Annotated in this window: 2 protein-coding genes; both read right to left on the bottom strand. The window is 43.8% G+C overall.

The window, feature by feature from the left end; all coding sequences use genetic code 11:
- On the bottom strand, positions 1–2,146 hold a 2,146-nt coding region (locus tag WN50_RS31325; protein WP_200906231.1), incomplete at its 3' end, for a DUF4347 domain-containing protein.
- A 1,039-nt stretch (positions 2,147–3,185) separates the two neighbouring features.
- On the bottom strand, positions 3,186–4,925 hold a 1,740-nt coding region (locus WN50_RS07035; protein ID WP_049558550.1), incomplete at its 5' end, for an Ig-like domain-containing protein.

The raw sequence follows: 4,925 nt of genomic DNA on the forward strand, positions 1-4,925 counted from the left end.
CCGGTGGGGTATTAACAGGAGGATTAACAGGAGGATTAACTGTAATATTAATCGCTGCGGGAGCTGAGGGCGTACCGTTATTATCCTGTACGGTGTAGTTAATCGTTGAGTTTCCCGTAAACCCTGTTTCGGGAACAAAGGTAACAAGCCCTGTATTATCAACACTGTAGCTGCCAACTCCGGGAATGATTCGGCTTGTTTGTTGTCCGGCACTCTCTGGGTCAAGGTCTACGCTTGTCGGGTCAATATTACCATCGCTGTCGGTGTCGTTGTTGGTAATATTGAAGCTGATTTCGCTATTAGATGCTGTGGTTTGACTATCAGGATTAGCAACCGGTGGGGTATTAACAGGAGGATTAACTGTAACGGTAACAGTCGCCGTGGTTGTATCCTGACCATCAGTAATGGTGTAAACAAAGGTATCTTCACCACTAAATCCCGGATTGGGTGTATAGATGATTTGATTATCGTCGAGAGTCGCAGTACCGTTAGCTGGCTGTGTAATATCAGCAATACTGAGTGGTTCAGGGCTATTATTGCCGGGGTCATTATCGTTTTCTAGAACATTAATAGGAACTGGTATCCCGGCATCTGTTGTCGCTGTATCATCTCCAGCCACAGGAGGAAAATTAACATCTTTGCGTCGATAAACAACACCCCCTCCAACTAAGTCTAAACCCCCTCCTAGCGGATCCGCAGGGCCTCTATTATCAGAGGTTGTGGTCGGAAAATTGGTTAATCCAACTAAGTCGTTGTCCTGATCGATATCTGGGGGAAACAGAGCATAGCCGAAAAACTCATTACCCCCAGCATTTTCACCTAACAAGTCTTCGTAGCTGATAAAAATACCCGCAATATTTTGCTCTGAGATTTGTGTGGAGGCAATACTATCTTGACCTTCTTCTTGACGCAGAACTCTTGTGCTAAATCCAGTATCAGATTCACCCCAATCATCTCCCGCAAAAGAAAGTAAAGGGCCAAACGCAGTCGGCTCACCAGTATTTGAATCTAATTCGGTAATCGCAGCTATTTTGAAATAATCATTACCTCCCCTCTCCAGGATCAGAAAACCGATACCATCTAGATTGTTTTCAGGAATGGTTAAACCTCTTGTCGAGATGTAATCAACTCGTTCAATATTGTTGATGTTTCCATCTCCGTTGTCTTGGTTAGCGAAAATATTATCTGTGCCTCGGTTGATAATTTCACTAAACAAAGCGATTTCCATCGCTTCCTGATCGGTAGTAGATTCAGCCTGATTCGGAGCTAGATTAATCGTTGTGTTGTTGCTATTATCTCCTTGTTGATACCAAATGACTTGTCGATCACCCTGAACTTGATTATTGGGTAGTCGCTTCAACTCAAACTCGTCAAGTCTACCTGCTGATAGAAATTGGATGCGGCTTTCATCTTCAAAGCTTGTGATTTGCAGGTTACTACCTACCCCAAAGTTATAAGTGACTGTGCCGCTAGTAATGGTGCTGTCTGGAGCGTCTTGCTCCTCCGTGTTGAGATTACTAATCGGAAGGGGTAAAGTGTAGTTATAGTTGGCGATCGCTTCTGAGCTTAGAGCTAAGGTTACATCAAATTCATCGGTTTTGACTTCTAAATTCCAGTCTCCACCTAACGCGGCGTTACCTGTTTTGTTGGCTGAAGCGGCAATTTTCGCTCCGGTAATTTGATGGAGTTTTTCAATAAATTCAATCCCGGCGTCTCCGGCTGCAACGTTACAACCATAGAGTAATAAGCTGTTTGCACACCAGGTTTGCAGTGAGTTTGCGTAGAGGTTGAGGGTATCAAGGCTGAGTTGAGTATTTCCGAGTTGTAAGCAACCCGGAGAACCATGAGAAATGATGTGAATTTCACAGAGATCCTTATATTCCCCGAGAGCTTGAGTGATCTGTTTCACCCCATTTTCAGTAGAGTCGAGGAGAATCACCTTTACTCTGGGTACAATGCCTTTCAGTAACTTCTCATAATCTTCTACTTGGGCATCAACAATAACAATAACCTCTGTTTTGCGGGCGGCTATTGAAATCGAAGAATATGTTTCTGGAGACTTTTTAAAAGATTCCGGATTCTTCCCTAGAAGTTGAGAAATTGTAGAGTAGGAAGCTTGAGTATTGCCTGATTCTGAAAACATCATTTCGATTAATTAATAAAAACTAGATTCAACAGAGACTCTCCTCTGAAAGATTTGCAGAGGATGATCTTAATGGTGTGGATTATTTTTACTTCAGCCGAGGCTGGGTGTTCTGTAGAACTCCCAGATTGCAGAAGTGTTAGCTTCTTTTGCTAATTGTTTGCCGGCAAGTCAGTCTTTTTTGAGGGTTTCAAGCAGAGATAAATTTCTGAAAAATTAAAAGTTTCTCAGATGTTTTTCCGGCGTTTAAATTGTCTGTTTCAAGCGGAAAATAATAGGGTGAATTAATTCAGCTTTATTGATTTAATTTTACCGATCAAAACAACCCAATATTACTAATTTAGAGGTTTTTTTTAAGAATCACAATTTAGAGGTTTCGTGAAAATCTAAGCTCGAACCTCAAACCTCTTGGTTTACAGAGATTCTTGCGATCAGCTTCTACAGTTTTTGCTTCAAGTGAAGTGGAAAACTGCTGCGATCGCTCAACTTTAGCTTGCTCATCTGTACAACTCCCTTATCAGTGTAACCGAGCTGTGTATCTGATTCACTGATTTCTCAGTAATATCACTTACAGGTATAGCCGCTCTTGATCTTTATCCGTGTTTTCACGTATGGCAGTTCATAAACTGTCATAGTATATCTTGACAAAAGAAGGGTTTGATGTATTAATAAATACTTACGTTTTGTTATATCTTGATGTATAAAAAGCTATATAATAGAAGTAAGACCGAAGTTGGGACGCAAGTCCGTTCTAAGGCATTCCCCCGCGATATTAGAAGCCAACACTATAATCGCTTCGATTTAGTGTCGGTAGTTCACTCAACGACTGTTCGCAACATATCCTGAGAGTTTTGCTTTTGACATCTAAAAAACGGAAATTTGGGCATCGGATCAGCATTTTTTCTATCTGATAGTTAGAAGCCTGGGATACAATACCCCCAGCAAGGAATCTCTTTTTGTTGGTGGAAATACGATCACAAGAGCGATCGCGTGAATTAATCAGTACAATCAATTCAGCGATCGCCGTTGTCACAATGATCAGTTAGCCGACAAAAGCAATAAAACTACTTTCCGTCAAAGCCGTCACCTGTATATCATTGAGAATAGCCAACTGTTGAGAGTCAAGACTAATAACCGTCGTGGTTCCACTTTGGGATAGAGTTAAATCATCAAAGCTTAAACCCCCGCCCAAAGCAATGAAATCAGTACCCAGTTGGAAATCTTGAATGGTGTCCGTACCACTATCGGAGAACAGAATAAACCGATCACTACCACTTCCACCCGAAATCAGGTCATTACCTTCATCCCCAAACAACCAATCATCCCCAAGTTCTCCGGCTAAAGTATCTTCCCCTAAACCGCCATAGAGAGTATCACTCTCGGTTCCCCCACAGAGACGGTCATTATCTTCATTACCAAACAGCAGATCCGAACCACTACCGCCACAGATTGTATCGCGTCCGGGAACTGTACTAAAGGTTTCGTTGTCGTTGATATCACCATAAATCGTATCGTTACCCTCATTGCCACAGAGTTGGTCATTGCCCAAATCTCCGTACATCAGGTCATCTCCGACTTCACCATAAACGAGATCATCTTCTTTCCCCCCGCGAACCGTATCATTACCAACACCCCCACTGAGGGTATCATTACTACGACCACCATTGATCAAGTCATCACCTGCACCACCCCAGATGAAATCGATCATGCCAGGTAAACCCCGTTGCGGTTCAACTTCATTTTCATCAGCAGTGTCGCCAACTAGGGTGTCATTGCCTTCGTCACCGTAGAGGGTGTCCGTTCCCAAATCACCCCAAACCATATCATCATTTTTGCCGCCATAGGAGAAGTCATCTTGCTTACCGCTATACATCATGTCAGCGCCGGGGCCACCTTGAATTAAATCATTGTTAGCGTGGCCATAGAGAAAATCATCGTTCTCAAAGTTAGCGGAGGCTGCCAAGTCTTGAGTGCCGTTACTGCCAATTAGCGTGTCGTTACCGTCGCCTCCAAGCAGAGAATCATTGCCTTCATCGCCAAACTTGAGGTCATCACCAACGCCCCCATAGACGATATCATTGCCCTCAAAGCCTTCAATGCGGTCATCTCCGGCAAAGGCAAAGACCAGATCACTACCGAGTGAACCGGGTAAGATATCACTTTCATCAGTACCATCAATACTACCAAAGGCATTAAACGCACTGGGAATCAATCCTATACGTTCAGGTAGAGGAACTGCACCAAACTCGGGTAAGGGAGGACAGTCACAACCGCCATCATCAATGACTTCACCCCGAGGAATGGAATCATCTTCTTCTACAATTAGGCGTACAGTCGCGATGTTAGAAACAGCACCCTCATTATCAGTCGCAGTGAAAGTGAAACTGACATCACCTGTAAAGTTAGAGTCAGGTTCAAAAGTCAGTTGTCCGGCTTGAGAGGGTGTTAGACGTTCAACTTGATCTGAAGTCGCTTCTTCACCGTTGATCAATAGGGTGCCATTGGGGGGTAAATCGGTGATGCTGTAGAAGTTAATACTACCATCGGGGTCTGTCGCCGTTAACCTTGGGATAACCGAGGGAGTTCCATCATTAATAATGGTTTCTGTTTGATTATTGGCTTCAGGCGGTAAGTTCTCAGAGGGTTCTGTTGGAGGTTCAGGCTGAGTTGGAGGTTCAGGCTGAGTAGGCGGTTCAGGCTGAGTTGGCGGTTCAGGCTGAGTTGGAGGTTCAGGTTGAGTTGGCGGTTCAGGCTGAGTTGGCGGTTCAGGCTGAGTTGGCGG

The sequence above is a fragment of the Limnoraphis robusta CS-951 genome (assembly GCF_000972705.2).